Raw genomic sequence first — 12,763 nt, 5'->3', positions numbered from 1 at the left:
GCATTGCCACCCGCGGGGATGACGTGAGCTGCTTTTGTTGTTGACGTACGGAGCGACGCCCTGCTGTGTGTTAGCAGGTGACGAGTGTACGTTAACGGATTGACGTACACGGCAACAGATGGATGACCAAGAAGTGGGTGGCTGATTTGGTGGCGTACCTGGATGTGGCAGCAACGACACGCGTCGACCCCCGGGTCGCCGACGTGGTGCTCCACTGGATGACGGAAGACTTCGGGAATGCCGGCAGTCGCACTCATGAATACGGAACTAGGGCAAAGAGGGCGGTCAAGGAGGCGCGGACGTTCCTGGCAGGAACAGTCGGCGCCAGGGTCGAGGAGGTCATCTTCACTAGCGGAGCCACTGAGTCCAACAACATCGCGCTCCTGGGCATCGCCCCGTACGGCGAGAAGCATCAGCGCCGCCACATCATCACGTCCGCCATCGAGCACAAAGCAGTCGTTGAGCCCCTGCTGCATCTCCAGAGCAAGGGGTTCGAGGTCGACTTCCTGGAGCCTGGCCCTTCGGGCCGGATCACCACGGAGGCGGTGCTGGAGAAGTTGCGTCCGGACACCCTCTTGGTCTCGCTGATGCACGTCAACAACGAGACCGGTGTCATCCAGCCGGTGGCCGAGCTTGCGAAGAAGCTGAGGGAGGCGCCGACGTACTTTCACGTGGACGCCGCTCAGGGGTACGGGAAGCTTCCCGAGGACCTGAAGGCGCCCATCGACCTGATCAGTATCAGCGGCCACAAGGTTGGGGCACCGAAGGGTGTGGGAGCGCTGGTCACGCGTCGGCGTGGCTGGGACAAGGTGCCGCTGGAGCCGATCATGTTCGGCGGCGGGCAGGAGCGGAAACTTCGACCGGGCACGTTGCCCGTGCCGCTGATCATGGGATTCTACGAGGCTGCCAAGATCTTCCAGGAGACGCGAGGGAACTGGGAGAGGGAGGCGCGTGACATGCGCGAGCGCATCCTGACGGCACTCGGTAAGACGCGGTTCAAGGTCAACGGCGACGTAGACCACTCAGTGCCGCACATCCTGAACGTGACCTTCGACGGACTGAACGCGGAAGCACTGATCGTGAGGCTGAAGAGCCAGGTCGCGGTCGCTACCGGGTCGGCGTGCACCAGTGCTTCGTACACGCCGAGTCACGTTCTGACTGCGATGGGGCTTCCCGAGGACGTTGCCGCAAATGGGCTGCGCTTCTCCTGGTTCCCCAGTCAGGTTCTCGACTTCGATCCGGAGGAGCTTGCGGAGACCGTCGCGCGGATGCAGCCGGACGCCTCGTGAAGAGGGTGCGCCTCCCCGAATTCAGCCAACTGCGCGGCGCACCAGACGGTGGCCGCGCAGTTCACGTCCGCAGCGGATCAGCTCGGCTTCCCAGCCGTGCTCGGTGCCGATGAGGTGAGGGTGCGCGTAAAGGCCGGCCTTGATCTCCGAGTCGGTGAGACGGTGGCACTTCTGGGAGTCCGGGTCGTCGGGCGCCAAGAACTCGTGCTTCCTGTGGAGCAGGGGGCGGTTGGAGGAGTCGGCGTAGGAGGTGTGTGAGGTCTCGAGCGTCTTCAGGTCTACGAGGTACGACGACACAATCCGTGGATGAGGATCCGTATCGAACTCTGGGTAGTCGAGCCAGCTCACTGCGCGACCTTGGTGCTTAAGCTTGGCGACGGCCCACTGTTGCGGGCGGCCGGCTGCGATCGATGCGCAGTGCTCGTACAGACGCAGGATGGTCGGCATGCGATCGACCGCTCGGCGGTGCACGTAGAGCGCGGTCTGAGTGAGCTTGCCGACGGCGGATGCATGCATCGCGCTGCGCACGTAATCGTCGTCCCGGAGTTTCAGGAGCAGGCGGTCCGCCCTCTGGCACGCCTCCTTATAGGAGGAGAAGAACGCGCGGACATCGAGCTGGACGCTGAGTGGCAAGCCGCTGAAGGGGCCGCGCCCGTTGAAGAGCTCGACGGCCAGGAAGAGCAAGGTGTTGAGGGTGGTGCGTTTTTCGCCCTCACTGATCTTGTCTGCGTCGGCGGAATCGCGGGTGAGGCGCTTGAGGTCGCCGGGCTTGAGGTGGGCGAGTAGCTCTGCCACAGGGCGTGGCATCTCCTCAACGTGGGGTGGTCGGCCGCGTCGCTCGACGTAGTCGATGAGTGACGCGATGGCCGTGGTGGTGTCCTCGGAGGTGAGCCATTCAGCGTCCGGCACGATGCGGTGGGCGAGGTAGCTCAGACGAGCACTGTCGCTCTTGAATGCGTAAATGATGCCGGGGGCCGCGGAGACGCAGCGTGTGCCCGTGGTCTCCTCGACGTAGTTTCGGATCTCGTTGGAGCCGAAGAGGAGCTGGAAGGTACGGTGACTGGTGAGGAGGCCGTCCCCGAACTCCTCACCGCGGACCTTGGACTTCTCCCAGGTGAGACGAGCGGAGACGATCAGGACGGTGGTCGCCAGTTCCCAGGCACGTAGCAGCGTCTGACGGCGCTCCTCGGGGTCCTCGATGACGTTGAGTACGTACGTGACCAGGACGACGTCGGATGGAACGGTGGGTGAGTCCGGGCTGTAGTACGGGTCCCAGCCCGTGATGCGGCAGTCGAGCCGTTCCAGCGATCTGACGTCTCCGCCACGGCCGCACCCGTAGTCGAGGATTGTCCGGTCCGGAGCGAGTTGCCTGTCCGCCAGGGCTTGGCGGGCGGGGACGGAGAGGGCGGCTCGGCCGATCGCTGTGCGGCGGCGGTCGGTGTTCCAAGACTCCTGCATCGTGCCTCGCTGGGGTATCCGTGGTGAGTGCAGGGTATCCAGCGGGTCCTGGGCCTGTCCGTTGGATCAGGAAGTCCGTGAGAGTGAGCGCGGATGTTGCCGGCGAAGGCGCTTCGGCTGGACCTGTCCAGGCCAGATTGGCGGCATCTGGTCCCTGTGGCTCGTTGGCGTTCTTGACCCGCTTCCTTGAGGGCTGGTCCGCTGTGCGAGTCGTCCGGACGGAGATCGGGGGCCGCTTGTCCAGTTGGAGGTCGAGAGCTCGGCGACGGGGGGCGGAGTGACCTCGCGGATGCGGCGTGGTGTGGTCGTCGGCGTGGTGTGGTCGTCGCCATGCTGGCCCGTGGCGGGGCGGCTACGACTATGCTGATCGGGCTCGTCACGAACGCGGTTCCGAATCAGGTGCGGTGGCCCGGATTGCTGGGGTGGATCCAGGAGCATGCCTGGTTGTCGTTCTGCCTGCTCGGGGTGGTGCTGATCGGGCTGTCCGAGACCCTTGCCGTGTTCGCGGATATGAGGGCCCCCGGCGGCCTCGTGGATCCGCTTCTGCGAGAGAACGGAGATGTGGTCGCGCCGCTCGGATCTGCGGTCGTCCTGCGGTCGCTGCCTCGGGATGCTTCAGCCTTCGCCGACAGGCGGGAGGAACTCTGGCTCCTCGTCACCGCAGTGCGGACCGCGCAGGAGCAGGGCGGGTCGCTCCCGGTGCATGTGATCGACGGGATGCCGGCAGTCGGTAAGACAACGTTCGCGGTGCACGTCGGGCACGCGCTCAAGAAGCTCTTCCCGGATGGGCAGTTGTTCGTGAACCTGAACGGGCACACGGCGGGGCGGAGTCCGGTGCAGGCGTCGGACGCACTGGCGTCGTTGCTCACGGCTACCGGGACGCCGACGCAGGAGATTTGGGTCGGTGACGTCGCCGGAGCGGTGACCGAGGCGCGGGCGGGGCTGTGGCGGAGTCGACTGGCCGGGCGGAAGGCGCTGCTCGTGCTGGACAACGCCGCGAGTTACGGGCAGTTCGAGGCGCTGCTGCCCGGGAGCGGCGGTTGTCTGGTGCTGGTGACGAGCCGGCGCAGGCTGGCCGCTCATGACGAGGTGGTGTTAGCGGTGTAGGCGCTGCCGCGCGAGCACGCGGTGGAGTTGTTCGCGCGGCTGAGCGGGCAGGATGCGGCAGGGCCCGAACGGCGGATGCTGGAGGAGCTGGTGGGGCTCTGCGGCTATCTGCCGCTGGGGGTGTCGCTGTTGTCGGCCCGGCTTCGGCGCCATCCGCTGTGGGGCGTGGAGGATCTCCGACAGCGGGTCGTCGAGGCCCAGGGGCGGCTCGGCGAGATCTGGGTCTGGGGGCTGGCGGTGGCCGCGGCCTTCGATCTTTCGTACGCGGACCTGCCAGCCGGGCGGCAGCGGTTCTTCCGGCGGCTCGGGCAGGTCCCGGGGACGGACATTGACGCCTATGTCGCGGCCGCGCTTGACTCGGTCACGGTCGCGGAGGCCCGGCGTCAGCTCGATGCGCTCTACGACGACCACCTGATCGACGAGAATCCGGGAAGCCGGCATCTTCTGCATCAGCCGCAAGGGAGACTGTGATCGCGTTGATCGACGGAGAAACTGACAGCGGCGATGCAGGGGTGGACGGATAGGTGACGGGCAACATTGGACGCGACCTGTTTCGGCAGCTCTTCGGCGACCCGAACAAGGACGGGGTCTACCTTGTCGGCGTCGTGGAGTTCTCGGACGATGCGAGCGAGGACCAGTGGTCGTACGTCGGGAACACTCAGATGGGGACCCTGGAGTCAATTGCCGGCAGGCTCGGCTATGAACGACGTGACATCACGATTGCGGAGCCTTACCGAGAGCCTGGCCGTGGGGTGCTGCCGGATGGAACAGAGCTGGCAGTCACCTCGAGCACCGTGCCAGGGAGCGCATCCTGGCATCGCAGTAGCCGGGAGCCAACGCCGGAGGAACGGCTCCGGTGGGCAGGGCATCCAGTGCCACCTCCGCCCGAGCCGGTGCCGGTGCAGGTCGGTCCCAACATGGAGACGGCGAGGCCTCGGATCGAGGAGCACCAGGGTGAGGTCTTCTACACGAAGAACGGCAAGCCCTTCACCTACCGGACCAACCACTACACCCTGGTCATCGTCGAGAGCCGGCGCAACGTGCAGTGGCACGAGATCAGGTCAGCGCTGGAGGCATGGCCGATCGCGGGGCCGTCGGAGATTCCACGATGCCCCGAACGTTCTGGGCGGTACGTCTACGGGATCGTGTCCGACGAGCGGATCCGGCAAGGGGACTGGTGACAACTATGGGCCTGCGGCTCTGTGGCAGCTGATGTGATGCTCGCCGAACCTGCCAAATCGTCGGACGCTGCAGCTACGGTCATGGGTGAGGTTCTACTACCGCGTCTTCCTCGTCGACCGAGCGCCGAGGAAGACCCGAGCACTGACGAGGGACGCATGGCCGAGGATCAGGAGTACGACGAGGTCGACGCAGTTGTTCGTATCCCCAAGGGCGAGCACCTCGCCGACTCGCGGAAGAGCGAAGGCTGGAAGCGTGGGTTCACTCCCAAGACGAGTGATAAGGGGCCGGGGCACGTCGAGATCCGTCTGAAGGCCGAAAAGGAGTCAGGTTTCGCAGACAGGCCCAAGATCGTCTACGCCGCCGAGTACTTGGAGGATCAGCGCCCTCGGCTCACCCCCCGCCAGCAGGTCATGGCTGAGATCGCGGGCCCGATCATCGTTGATCTCGTAGACATGGCAAAACCTCACGTTGCCTACTGGTTGCGCACACAGGCCGTGCCTGTCCTAGTTAGCAAGGGCGAAGCCTTGCTGCTGAAGCAGCAGGCCCGGAGAGCCCAGAAGAAGGCCTTGCGGGCCGGGGCCACGACGACACCTCCTGATGCCGTCCCGAAGGTCAAGGCGAACGCGCCTTCCCAAGATCTGGCCACCGCGCCCAGCGACCCGAAGGTCACTGTGACGAGCCAGCAGTTCCAGCAGATGTTCATGACTTGGCTCGCTCGTGAGGCGCCCCAGCAGGCGCTCTGGAGCCTCATCGTTAATGCCGAGGTCGAGGATGGGGGTGCTGCCGCCCTGGCATGGCAGCAGGATCTGAAAGAGCTTTCGCCTGAGCAGCGCACCGAGCGGGTCATGGAGTTCCTTACTACCAACCCCTCGATTCTGGAGGACTTCGCTCGTCAGCTCATGGGCAGCATGTCCCTCGGGCTCAGCGAGACGACTCTCAGGCGCGACGGGGCGTAGGGGGCCGCGCCGTTTCAGGATGGCGCGTCACTGGAAGGGGCCTCCGACCTACGTCGGAGGCCCTCTCCAAGGCAAACCCGCTGGTGGTGTCCGGCGAGGCGGGCTGTACGCCACGTTCTGTCGCCCGACCAAGGACAAGGGCACACGCTAATCTTGGCCGATCAGATCGCGCGATTCACCGCTTGAGCTTCCAGCCATGCCTCTACCTCCGGCCAGCGGTAGCGCAAATAGCGTCCGACCTTGTGGGCTCGCGGCCCCTGGCGTCGGTGATTCCATATATAGACCGTGTTCAGCGGTACGCCCAGGAAGTCAGCCAACTCCTCCGCGCTCATCAAGGGCCCCCCCGTTATGTTTTTCGCGGTCCTGAAATGGGACCACTGGCCTCCGGGCCCGGCATGACTGTGTCCCCCTGTCGAAGGAATGACCTGGGGGGTGGTGTCACCGGGCCCGGGGGTGTTCGTCGGAGACGCTGATCAGAGGTCCGGCCACCGTCCGGTCCGGCGCAATGCCGAACAGTTCGCGGGCGGCAGGTCTGCATAACGTGGATGCGCGAGCACGACACCCGAGCCGGGGCCAGTACCGTCAACACCTCCGAAAGGGCACGATGTTCGAGATCGAAGACGTGGGCGTGTTCCTCGGTTTGGACGTCGGCAAGTCCGCTCACCACGGCCACGGGCTGACGCCGGCGGGCAAGAAGGTCTTCGACAAGCCGCTGCCCAACAGCAAACCGAAACTGCGGGCCGTCTTCGACAAGCTGACCGCGAAGTTCGGCACCGTCCTGGTCATCGTGGACCAGCCCGCCTCCATCGGCGCCCTGCCGCTGACCGTCGCCCGCGACGCCGGCTGCCGCGTCGCCTACCTGCCCGGCCTGTCCATGCGCCGGATCGCCGACCTCTACCCCGGAGAGGCAAAGACCGACGCCAAGGACGCGGCCGTCATCGCCGATGCCGCGCGGACCATGCCGCACACCCTGCGCTCGCTGGAACTGACCGACGAGATCACCGCCGAGCTGACCGTGCTGACAGGCTTCGACCAGGACCTGGCCGCCGAGGCCACCCGCACCAGTAACCGGATACGCGGCCTTCTTACCCAGTTCCACCCCTCCTTGGAACGCGTCCTGGGACCGCGCCTGGACCACCAGGCCGTCACCTGGCTCCTGGAGCGTTACGGCTCCCCGGCCGCCCTGCGCAAGGCCGGCCGCCGCAGACTCGTGGAACTGATCCGCCCGAAGGCCCCACGCATGGCCACCCGACTGATCGACGAGGTCTTCGACGCGCTCGATGAGCAGACCGTCGTCGTCCCCGGCACTGGCACCCTGGACATCGTCGTCCCCTCCCTGGCTGCTTCCCTGACCGCCGTTCACACCCAGCGCCGGGCGATGGAAGCCCAGATCAACGCCCTGCTGGAGGCCCACCCTCTTTCCCAGGTCCTGACCTCGATGCCCGGCGTCGGCGTCAGGACCGCCGCTGTCCTGCTGACCACCGTCGGCGACGGCACCAGCTTCCCCACAGCCGCCCACCTGGCCTCCTACGCCGGACTCGCGCCGACGACAAAGTCGTCGGGCACCTCGATCCACGGCGAACACGCACCCCGAGGCGGCAACCGGCAGCTCAAACGGGCAATGTTCCTGTCCGCCTTCGCCTGCACGAACGCCGATCCGGCCTCCCGCGCCTACTACGACAAGCAACGCGCCCGCGGCAAGACCCATACCCAAGCCCTCCTCCGCCTCGCTCGCCAACGCATCAGCGTCCTGTTCGCCATGCTCCGCGACGGCACCTTCTACGAATCTCGGACGCCGAAGGACGTCGAGCTCGCCGCATAACCCCAGCAACCCTGAACCACCCCAAACCTGACAGGGGTGCCTTGACGAAGGACATAGAGGCCCCCCGCCACTAGCGGCCTCTTCCGCACGGGCAGTGGTTCGACGCATGGGCACTCCAGAACGGTTCGAAGCGGGCAGGAAAGAACCACGTGAGCGGTATTCCGCCGTGGTGGTGCACGGAACGTTGGCATTAAATTCCGGCCGGACCAAACAGAGGGCCTTTCGACAAAATGCCTACGACACTCGCGAACTCTCTAAGGACATCGGAGAATCTTCGCTGAGGGTTCGGCGAGCCCTCGTCGAACCCTCAGCGAGCATTCGCCTAGGTGAAATCTTCTCTACCACTCTGCACCCTTTGTCGCGAAGACCCCAAGAATGCATTTGACATCTTCAGCTCACCTGGATCAACATCCAATTCACTCAGGGCGCGATGAACGGGCAGACAATCTCGCCGTCGACGATGACCCTGATTAAAAGGAGTCCATAATTAGACTCAAAGGGCCGTTGGAAACTAGGAGTTGAGTCGATGCCGTACGACCGCTGGCACAAGTCGCGCCCGAAGAACGGGGAGTCGTCCTGCAAGGAACACGGCAAAGTCCCGACGCGGGATCACGGGACGGGGAAGCGGTGGCAGGCCCGATGGCGCAACCGGGAAGATGTCCAGCAGACGGAGCTGTTCCGCACCGAGGTCGAAGCCCGCAGGCACGAGACCAAGATGCGGTCCGGAGTGGACGACGGCTCGTACATCAACCCTCGCGCCAGGTCAGGGTCGGTGAACTCGCCCTTACGTGGCTCAAGGGGCACGAACACAAGAATCCACGGACTTACCGACGCCACGAGGAGCGAATTCTCCTGCACGTCGCTCCTACCACAGTTGGGAAGATGCGCGTAAAGGACGTGAACGCCTCGTCTTTGCTGGACTGGCTGCACGACCGTCGCAGGCTGCTCGAAAGTTCCACGCTGCGCCTGGTCTTCGACAATCTTCGGGCTGTCTTTGACCTGGCCGTGGACGACAGCCTGATACACAAAAATCCGTGCCTCGCCAAATCGGTGCAGGATGCCAAGCCGAAGCGAGGAGGAGGCGGCCGGGCAGAGCTGACCCTGACGTGGGAGGACACCGAGAAGATCCGTGCCGAACTTCCCGACCGCTACAAAGCACTCGTCGACTGTGGTCGCGGCCTGGGTCTTCGGCAAGGAGAGATATTCGGCCTGTCACCAGAAGACATCGACTGGGCACATCCGGACGGCGCCATGGTGCACGTGCAACGGCAAGTAGTCCACGACGGCTCGTTCCTCGTATACGCCCTCCCCAAGGGCGGAGACGACGAGGACCCGAAGGACCGGTGGGTCGAGCTGACCGACGACGTGGCCATCCCCCTGCGCGAGCACATGCAGAAGTACCCCCCGGTCGAGGTGACTCGACCGGGGGGCAGCAAAGGCGGCGACCCGGTCACGGTGCGGCTGATCTTCTACACCCGGGAGAAGACCGCCATTCAGTCGAACTGGTTCAACTCCTACCGCTGGAAGCACGCCCTGGCGTCGGCCGGCCTCATCAAGCCCCTTGAGCCCGACGCGAAGGGACGACGCTGGGAAAAGTCCCGCGACGTGATGATGCACGCGCTCCGACACCTGTACGCGTCGATGATGATCAACGGCGGGGTAGACGTGTACACGCTCGCGGACCGCCTCGGACACGCCGATCCCGCGTTCACCCTGCGTAAATACGTGCACCGGGTCGTAGGAGCAGGTTCCAAGGTCCGCATCGCGGTCAGGAGCGCCTACACCAGGGCCGCGTGAATCCTGCTCCGTGCGGCTTGTGCAACAACCGTGCAAGATGATCTTCAAGAGGTGTCATTTACGCAGGTCAGAAGCTTTGTCCATGAGTTCCGGGACATCTGACACGACGATGCCGCCGCACCCCGTCTGACCTGCCATTTAGCGGGTCAGGGAGGGGTGCGGGGTACGCCTGCGTCACCCGGGGGTCACGCAGGCGTACAGCGGCAGTGGCCTCATCCCGTGGCGTTCCTTCATCGGCCGGTTGCTTCGGCCGCCCTCCACCCACTCCTTGCCCGACTCGATGGCGGCGCGGATTTCCGTGGCCCACAGGAGGTAGTTGGGGCTGAAACTGTGGACGGTGGCGTCGCTCGTCCCGCCCACCCACATGTGCAGGCGCTGGTCGTCCAGGAGGACCACCGCGGCCGCCAGTGTCCGCCCGGGCACGTCGACGCGCACGACACGGGCGTGGTCGCCCAGGGCCATCACGAAGTCCACGAAGGCGCTCTCGGGATACATGTCCGCGCTGCCGTGCTTGGCGGCCGTGCGGCGGGTCAGGTCGCACACGGTGCGCAGGAAGTCGGGCCGGGGCGACTCGACGGACATCGTGGCTCCGACGTCGGCCGCGCGGCGCGCGTACCGGCGGATCGTACGCCGTGTCCTCGGGCCGAGCCCCGCCAGGTAGTCGTCGTACGACTGCACGCCTTGGAGCGGGAGTTGGAAGCGCGTGACGATCGGGGCCACCCGCCAGCCCTTGCTCCGGGCGACGTCGAGCAGCGGGTCGCCCTCCGGGACGCTGACCAGACCCGCGACCTGGGCGCCGGCGCCCACCTCCGCCAAGCCGTCCAGCATCGCCGCGAGCACCCGGTCCCGGTGGCCCGCGTCCGTGGCGAGTACGGGGACACGGGTGTCGTAGCAGTACCAGTTGTGCCCGAGCAGTGCCGGGCCGTCCGCCTTGGCGATGCCGACCTCCCGCAGGAAGCCGTACGGGTCGCCCCGCTCGTCGAGGTAGCACGGCAGGATCGCGACGGTCCGGCCGGCCTCGACCGCCGTCAGGTAGCGGACGGCGGCATACGGGCTGAGCGGGCTGTCCTGGTAGGCCCGCAGGTACGCTGGGGTGTAGTGGACGGGCGCGCCCGCGGCGGTGGCCACCCGCTGCCACTGGGCGATGTCCAGCTCGCCCAGGGACTCGGCGACTTGGATGCGGATCCGCCCTGCACTCATGTCCTGCCTCCTTCGTGCACCGCTCCCGCCCGGCCGGGCGTCACGTCGTCCGTCCCGGGGGCGGGTGCGGCGCCCGCCGCGGCGGTCTCCTCGATCCAGCCCGCCGCGGCCATCGCCGCCAAGAACCGCTCCCCGAAGTCGGCAGTCGCCGGGCGGATTCCCGAGTCCAGTTCGGCGGCGCGGATGACGGCCGCGGCGTCGGCGCGGCCGTCGACGCTCTGCGCCAGCGCCATCGCGGCGGCGTAGCAGCCGCCTCGGTCCGCCGTCAGCTCTCCCAGAAACCACCGGCGGTCCTTGTCCGTCATGGCTCCCGTCAGCGCCCGGAGGTTGAAGGGACCCGGCCAGTGCCTGCGCAGGGCCGGGCCCCGCTGGTGGTGCGGCCGACGGTCCGCGGGGGCCTCGTCCCAGGCGGACGACAGGGTGCGGTGCAGCCCGACGAGGACGTCCGCCTGCCGGTCGAGGACGCCCGGGCTCGCGCCGAGCGGGCGCAGGGTGCTCAGGGCGTCACGGCCGTAGTGCCACCGCCGCGTGAGCCGGGCGACGGCAAGCTCTTCGGACGGTGGCCCGTCGGCGCCCGGCGGTCCGGGGGGCGGTCCGTCGGCGGAGGGGAGGCAGGCGGTCATCCGCCGGGCGGTCCACTGGGTGAGGAGCCGGGCCATGCGGTCCGCGTCCGGTCCGTCGGCGGTCGCCGCGACGGCCGCCGCGGACGCCGCGATCGCCGCGGATCTGCGCAGCTCTCCGGGGTCGACCTTGTCGAGCGTGTCGGCGCCGGAGTGGTTGAACCGGTCGGGCCAGTGGCCGAGTTGGACGGCGGGGCAGCCGATCGCCCGGTCCGCGAGGATCGCGTGGTCGGAGGCGCCGACGAACGGTGTGGTGCGCCAGGCCCAGGTGTCGCAGCCGACGGCACCGCTGTAGGAGCGCGCGGCGGGCGGAAGGGCCCGTACGCAGGCCTCGACCAGGGCGTTGGCGTAGTGCGGAAGGTACTCAGGGCTGTACTCGACGATCAGCGGGCCGCTGCAGCGGCGCTGGTCCTCGCCCACCATGTCGAGGTTGACCGCCATGGCGGGCAGTGGCCGCACGCCCTCCACGACCGCCTGGTGGACGTAGGCGGCGAGTCCCACGAACTCCGGTGCCCACACGAAGCGGACGGGCCGGCGTAGTCGCCGTCCCGCCAGGACACGTCCGGCCGCCAGAGCGGCGGCGACACCCGAGGCGTTGTCGTTGGCCCCGGGCGCCGGGTGGCACAGGTGGGCGCCGAGCAGGCACGCGTCCCCCTCGTCCGCCGCTCCCGACGGGGTACGGGCGACCACCACGGGCATCCGGCGCGGGCGGTCGTCGACGTCGACGACCACCCGGGCCCGCTCTCCGCGCCGGTGCGCGCGCAGCAGCTCGTCGAGTTGGCCCGGGGTCACGCTGAAGCCGAACAGCGCGGTGTCGCCCGGCAGTTCGACGCGTCCCGCCTCGTCGTCCAGGTCGGGGCGGGTCATCACGCAGAACCCGGCCGCCTTCTCGGCCTCCATCCGGCCGAACAGCCCGGGGCCGAGATCGGCCGCCGAGGGGACGAGGACCAGTGCGCCCGGCGGCCAGCCGGGCTCCCCGGGTACCGCGAGCGGCGCCTCGCCGTCCACCGCCGCCGAGCCGGCCGCGAGAGAAGAGGGCTGTGCGGGGTAACTGACCAGCGCAGGAAGGCCGTTGAGCGAGAGGTGGGCTGCGCGCGGAGTCCATGAGTGGGGCGCCGTGTAGGTCCACCACGTCGTCCTGCCGTCCGCGGGCAGGTTCAGTACCTCGACGTCGGTGAGTCCCACGCGTTCGGCCTCGCCCGCGACGAAGTCGGCGGCCCGGGCGATCCCCGCCGATCCCTGGTACCGATCCCATTCGGCCAGCCGGGCAACCCAGCCCATCGCCTCGTCGGCGTCGATGTCCCGGAAAACGCCACCGACCAGGCCGCTCAA

At 67.2% G+C, this 12,763-nt stretch carries 11 protein-coding genes; 7 read left to right on the top strand and 4 right to left on the bottom strand.

All coding sequences use genetic code 11. From position 1 onward, the window contains the following. Positions 1-122: 122 nt before the first annotated feature. Entirely contained in the window at positions 123-1,289 is a 1,167-nt protein-coding gene (gene dndA, locus ACIP89_RS36170) for a cysteine desulfurase DndA (RefSeq protein ID WP_402118703.1), read from the top strand. 21 nt (positions 1,290-1,310) lie between these two features. On the opposite strand, the gene ACIP89_RS36165 is transcribed toward dndA, so the two are convergent. After that, positions 1,311-2,747 carry a DNA phosphorothioation-associated putative methyltransferase gene (locus tag ACIP89_RS36165; RefSeq protein ID WP_402118701.1) on the bottom strand — a complete coding sequence of 479 codons (1,437 nt, stop codon included), beginning with the start codon at positions 2,745-2,747 and terminating at the stop codon, positions 1,311-1,313. A gap of 360 nt (positions 2,748-3,107) precedes the next feature. Between ACIP89_RS36165 and ACIP89_RS36160 the strand changes: the two genes are divergently transcribed. The 4 genes from ACIP89_RS36160 to ACIP89_RS36145 all read left to right on the top strand — a co-directional run bounded on the left by ACIP89_RS36160 (position 3,108) and on the right by ACIP89_RS36145 (position 5,992). Continuing rightward, positions 3,108-3,854: a hypothetical protein gene (locus tag ACIP89_RS36160; protein ID WP_402118699.1), complete on the top strand. Its 747-nt coding sequence runs from the start codon at positions 3,108-3,110 to the stop codon at positions 3,852-3,854. Between the two features lie 21 nt (positions 3,855-3,875). Further along, positions 3,876-4,325, top strand: a complete 450-nt coding sequence (locus ACIP89_RS36155; protein WP_402118698.1) for a hypothetical protein — start codon at positions 3,876-3,878, stop codon at positions 4,323-4,325. 446 nt (positions 4,326-4,771) lie between these two features. Continuing rightward, entirely contained in the window at positions 4,772-5,035 is a 264-nt protein-coding gene (locus ACIP89_RS36150) for a hypothetical protein (protein WP_386300864.1), read from the top strand. A gap of 156 nt (positions 5,036-5,191) precedes the next feature. Next, positions 5,192-5,992, top strand: coding sequence for a hypothetical protein (locus ACIP89_RS36145; protein WP_402118696.1), 801 nt, complete (start codon positions 5,192-5,194; stop codon positions 5,990-5,992). 161 nt (positions 5,993-6,153) lie between these two features. Here the strand turns inward: ACIP89_RS36145 and ACIP89_RS36140 are convergent, their stop codons facing one another. After that, complete coding sequence (locus ACIP89_RS36140) at positions 6,154-6,324, bottom strand: helix-turn-helix domain-containing protein (protein WP_362434196.1); 171 nt, start codon at positions 6,322-6,324, stop codon at positions 6,154-6,156. A 272-nt stretch (positions 6,325-6,596) separates the two neighbouring features. Between ACIP89_RS36140 and ACIP89_RS36135 the strand changes: the two genes are divergently transcribed. Both ACIP89_RS36135 and ACIP89_RS36130 read left to right on the top strand, forming a co-directional pair. Then, complete coding sequence (locus ACIP89_RS36135) at positions 6,597-7,814, top strand: IS110 family transposase (RefSeq protein ID WP_402118694.1); 1,218 nt, start codon at positions 6,597-6,599, stop codon at positions 7,812-7,814. Between the two features lie 882 nt (positions 7,815-8,696). Beyond that, complete coding sequence (locus tag ACIP89_RS36130; RefSeq protein WP_402118691.1) at positions 8,697-9,611, top strand: tyrosine-type recombinase/integrase; 915 nt, start codon at positions 8,697-8,699, stop codon at positions 9,609-9,611. Positions 9,612-9,785: 174 nt separating this feature from the next. Here ACIP89_RS36130 and ACIP89_RS36125 read toward each other — a convergent pair whose 3' ends face one another. Together ACIP89_RS36125 and ACIP89_RS36120 are read right to left on the bottom strand one after the other, a co-directional pair. Next, the gene (locus ACIP89_RS36125) at positions 9,786-10,811 is read right to left on the bottom strand and encodes a GNAT family N-acetyltransferase (protein ID WP_401933568.1); all 1,026 of its coding nucleotides are present in this window, start codon (positions 10,809-10,811) and stop codon (positions 9,786-9,788) included. Then, positions 10,808-12,763 (bottom strand): DUF4910 domain-containing protein, encoded by a 1,956-nt coding sequence (locus ACIP89_RS36120; RefSeq protein ID WP_402118688.1) that lies wholly within the window; start codon positions 12,761-12,763, stop codon positions 10,808-10,810. The genes ACIP89_RS36125 and ACIP89_RS36120 overlap by 4 nt, the downstream gene beginning before the upstream one ends.

The organism is Streptomyces sp. NPDC088730 (assembly GCF_044751215.1).
GTDB lineage: Bacteria > Actinomycetota > Actinomycetes > Streptomycetales > Streptomycetaceae > Streptomyces.
This window is presented reverse-complemented; position numbering and strand designations above follow the sequence as displayed.

Bases quoted from the DNA above. Each gene is read 5' to 3' on its own strand.
- dndA (WP_402118703.1), top strand. From the start codon at position 123: ATGACCAAGAAGTGGGTGGCTGATTTGGTGGCGTACCTGGATGTGGCA.
- ACIP89_RS36125 (WP_401933568.1), bottom strand. From the start codon at position 10,811: ATGAGTGCAGGGCGGATCCGCATCCAAGTCGCCGAGTCCCTGGGCGAG.
- ACIP89_RS36140 (WP_362434196.1), bottom strand. From the start codon at position 6,324: ATGAGCGCGGAGGAGTTGGCTGACTTCCTGGGCGTACCGCTGAACACG.
- ACIP89_RS36130 (WP_402118691.1), top strand. From the start codon at position 8,697: ATGCGCGTAAAGGACGTGAACGCCTCGTCTTTGCTGGACTGGCTGCAC.
- ACIP89_RS36150 (WP_386300864.1), top strand. From the start codon at position 4,772: ATGGAGACGGCGAGGCCTCGGATCGAGGAGCACCAGGGTGAGGTCTTC.
- ACIP89_RS36135 (WP_402118694.1), top strand. From the start codon at position 6,597: ATGTTCGAGATCGAAGACGTGGGCGTGTTCCTCGGTTTGGACGTCGGC.
- ACIP89_RS36160 (WP_402118699.1), top strand. From the start codon at position 3,108: ATGCTGATCGGGCTCGTCACGAACGCGGTTCCGAATCAGGTGCGGTGG.
- ACIP89_RS36165 (WP_402118701.1), bottom strand. From the start codon at position 2,747: ATGCAGGAGTCTTGGAACACCGACCGCCGCCGCACAGCGATCGGCCGA.
- ACIP89_RS36145 (WP_402118696.1), top strand. From the start codon at position 5,192: ATGGCCGAGGATCAGGAGTACGACGAGGTCGACGCAGTTGTTCGTATC.